Here is a 3,778-nt window from a genome sequence, read left to right as displayed (position 1 = left end):
CCCGCCGCCGCGCCGGCACGGACCCGCACGGCCGGGCGAGGGTCATTCGCCAGGCGGCGTACCAAGCCGCTGATCAGCTCATGGCAGTCGACGTGCTCCCGCCAGAACCAGTCGAGAACCCTTCGCTGGTAGCCGTCCTTGCGGAAACGGACCGCCTCCACCGGAGCGAGCCCGTAGCCGGAGTCCTCCAGCGAGTCGATGATCTCGGCATCCGCCGCTTCGATAAGCGCGCCACGGCCCGGGCCCAACATGTGGCGCTCGTCGGAAACAGACTCCGTTTCCGCACCCAGCTTCGCTCTCAACGCACGCAGATCCTGTTCGAACGAGCGAGCGACCCGAGCCACCACGCGGTAGGGCAGACCGTTGAGGATGGCGAGCGTAATCACGAACGCGATCAGTTCAGGTGTGGAAATCTTACTGATCCAGTCCGTGAAGCCTTCGGCCACATGGCCGTCCACCCAGCTCTGGACCGCGTCAAGGCCGTCGGGCACCGTCCGCGCATAGGCGACGCGACGAGCGAGCTCGGTGATGACAGCGGCGTGCTGGCCCTCTCTGACGACCTCGTGGAGCATCTTTTCGACCGCACTGTCGGCCAGCGGATCGACGGATGACGCCTCCGCTGGACCGGTCGTCTGGATGCTCCAGCCGTCGGGATTCTCCTGGAACCACCCGTACTGCACGGACATGATGGCCTCTGCCGAGGCGGGCCGGCCAACATCGATCACGTAGCGGCCCACGTCGACCAGGTTGGGCGACTCACGACCGGTGATCACCAGGTAGCTGCCCCTGGATGCGAAGTCCTCAGCCAACCGGTCGAGCCGCACGGAACCGCTGAGCAGCAGCCGGTAGTCGAGATTCTCGATCAGGAATCCCGCGTTCTCGGGCAGTTGCTCAATGTCGAGCGTGCGCGGATCGGTCTGCGCGTCTATGCGGAAGATTTTCTCCCGGACCACACAGCGGCTGAGCATCGCGAGTCCGAGCGACGGCCGTCCGAAACCGGGACGGGCACACACCATCGCCAGGTGAAGTCGCTGCAGCCGCTCGAGTGCCGGCTCGAAACAGGCTGGTGCGGCGAACGCGGTAGCGGTCCAGGTGACGACGTCGGTGGGGATGTGCGCCCAACGGCCGGCCAGCCGTGCCTGCCGTTCGCCTGATGCCTGCGCGTCCCGCTTCCCCGATCCGTAACCGCTCCTGCCGTCACCGTCAGTGCCGAACCGCCCAGCCCCGGCACCGACACCGTCGGGCCGGCTCTCCGTGTCACGGGCCCGCCCGCCCCGGCGCGGGCCGGTCGGGACCTCGTCCCCGACGTCGTAACCCGTACTGGCGAGCAGCACGCTATTGGCAGTGATGGTGGCACCGCGAAAATCGTTGTAGAAGCGACCCGATCCTGGTCCGGCGAACGCTCCTGGCCCGCCGGGAGGCACCGGGCCGTGAAAATTGCTCGCCGCTTCCTCGATGTCGCTCGGCCTGGCGAACTCCTCCTCGGCATCCTCTGGGGTCGGCCCGGAGTCGTCGGGATTCGACGTATCAGCCGCCTCACCAGCCCCTCGCTCGGAAGCTGGGGGTGATGAATCCGCTGCCCTTTCATCGCCTTTCCCGCCATGCGGCGTGCCAGCGGCAACCTCGGAGCCGGTTTCCGCGGATGACGATCCACCGTCAGCTGATTCGACCGATCCCAGACCAGGTTCGCCCGACGAAGCGGAGTCCGGATTCTCAGCGGCCATCGCCGTCGACCTCGTCGAACGGGTTGGCGCCATGCCCACAGCCGATGTCGCGGCCAGCTATGCGCGGCTCGTCGAGATGACTACCTATGATCACGATGTTGCCGCTGATGACGTCGCCGCTGGCGCTATCCCTCCTGGTATTGGCGTCCCGCTGTCCGGTATCGGCATCCCGCTGCCCGCTGTCCTTCCCTGGCCTGCCGGGAAAGGGCGGTGGGGTGGGGGCGCCGGGCCGCTGTCGCCAACCGTCCGCGTTCGGCACGTAGATCCAGGCTCGGGTCCGCAGGCTTTTGATCGTCACGTCGACGCGCTGGTAGGCGCTTGGTGGGACCCGGCCGTAGTCCTCGGCGACCACGGACTGGTACACCCGGTCCGAGACGATGACCGCCAGATCGGCCTCCGGCGCGGCGGTGAACGCTTCGCGCAGCGGATCGGCATCGACGAGCCGGCACACCTCGACCGCGTGCCGGCCGCTGATGACATCGTCGTCGATGAGAACGTCGCCGTCATGGATGGCGACCCGCAGTCGCATCCGCGCGGCTGGGCTGGCGCGCTTACGGTCGTGCCGCAGCGCGGTGGCCAACCGGTCGAGAAAGGTGTCGGTCAGGTCAGCGAGGGACACCGCTGGGTCAATGGCGATCAGCAGACTGTCGTATCGGTCCTGTATCGACGGCGCGGTGCCGTGCCGGGCTGACAGCCCGACCGCGTCCAGGCCGTCCTCGACCACCAGTTTCAGCCGATGCCGTAGGTCGACCTGTGTGGGGGTGTCACGCTCGCTCGAGCCCTCGATGTCGACAACCACGAGCCGCCGGTTGACCGGCCGATGCACCATCGGGCTCCTTCCAGACGACCTTCGGAACGCCATCCGGCAGCGCCCGTCCGCCTATATGGTCCGCACTTCGGGCCGCAGCATTCGATCATCGTGGTGCGGCGCCGAGTGGCACGCCTGAGTGGGCGTGCAGATGCGTCCTACCGGAGCGCTGGCGGCGTCAACTACGCCATTGGCACATTTTCGGGCTTGGCTACTCTGGCCTTTTGAGCTCATTGGCGACCCGCGCGAGACCCGCCGGATCCAGCACAGTGAACCGCCCACGGCTGTAGTCGATCAGCCCACGGCTACGGAGCTCGGGCAGTTCCCGGCTCGCCGAACGCAGGCCCACGCCGGCCGCGGCGGCGAGATCCTGCTGGGTCAGCCAGATTTCGATGACGGCCCCGTCCGCGATCGACCGGCCACGCCACTCGACAAGATCCAACAGCTTACGCGCGATCCTCACCCGCGCCGGTGTCATCGGTCCGAGAACACGCTCACGATCCGCGTCACGCAGCCGGGCGACGAGGGCGGACATGATGTCGGCCGCCACCTCCGGTCGGTTACGCACCTCGCTGAGGAATACCGACGCGGGAATGACCCATACTCGGACCCGGTCCACCGCGACGACGGTCGCGCTCCGGGGCACACGACCGATGACGCCCATCTCACCGATCATCTCTCCGGCACCGCGGTAGGCGAGGACCGTGGTGCGGCCGTCGTCGGTGGCCACGGCAACCTTCACGAGCCCACGCTCGATCAGCATCACCATGTCGGCGACCGAACCGTGCAGCATCAGGGTCTCGCCCGGCGCATACCACCTGGGTCGACCAAGCGCTCGCAACGCGGCACGCGTAGCGGCACCGAGTTCTCCGCCCGCCGCGAGCTCTTCGTCGCTCACCGGACACTGCCATTCCGACGTGAAGACCACCCTCGCAGGCCCCTGCCCACGCGTCTGAACCGCGGCACCGCCGTCCGAACACCGAAAACCCTCACCACGTCCATATCCGACCCCCGCCAGTCGCGACCGATCGGGAGCATAGCGTGCACAGTGGATGCCAGATGCCATATCCGCACCTATCTGGTTACCAATACGCTCTTACACTGGATCTATTCGCTACTTTCAGTGATGCAGCCAGCCGGTTCGTGTCGTTGACGCTATGGCGGGCTCGACCTGGAGGTCTGGCAGGGGAGTCACCAGACGATCTGGAGGCCTTCGGGCGCGGCCGGGTGGTGGGGTTGGTGGGGA

3 protein-coding genes are annotated in these 3,778 nt (G+C 67.2%); all 3 read right to left on the bottom strand.

Annotated elements, in window-relative coordinates; all coding sequences use genetic code 11:
- Positions 1 to 1,724, bottom strand: a 1,724-nt coding sequence (locus tag NBW84_RS10775) for a hypothetical protein (RefSeq protein WP_250284135.1), incomplete at its 3' end; no start/stop codon positions are given.
- Positions 1,714 to 2,553, bottom strand: coding sequence for a hypothetical protein (locus tag NBW84_RS10770; RefSeq protein WP_250284134.1), 840 nt, complete (start codon positions 2,551 to 2,553; stop codon positions 1,714 to 1,716). The genes NBW84_RS10775 and NBW84_RS10770, both read right to left, overlap by 11 nt.
- Before the next feature lie 190 nt (positions 2,554 to 2,743).
- Complete coding sequence (locus NBW84_RS10765) at positions 2,744 to 3,598, bottom strand: Crp/Fnr family transcriptional regulator (RefSeq protein WP_445548689.1); 855 nt, start codon at positions 3,596 to 3,598, stop codon at positions 2,744 to 2,746.
- Positions 3,599 to 3,778: the final 180 nt, after the last annotated feature.

This window comes from Protofrankia sp. CiP1_Cm_nod2 (genome assembly GCF_920664355.1).
In the GTDB taxonomy this organism is placed as follows: domain Bacteria; phylum Actinomycetota; class Actinomycetes; order Frankiales; family Frankiaceae; genus Protofrankia.
Note: the sequence above shows the minus strand (reverse complement) of the source record. Positions and strands in the feature narration are given on the sequence as shown.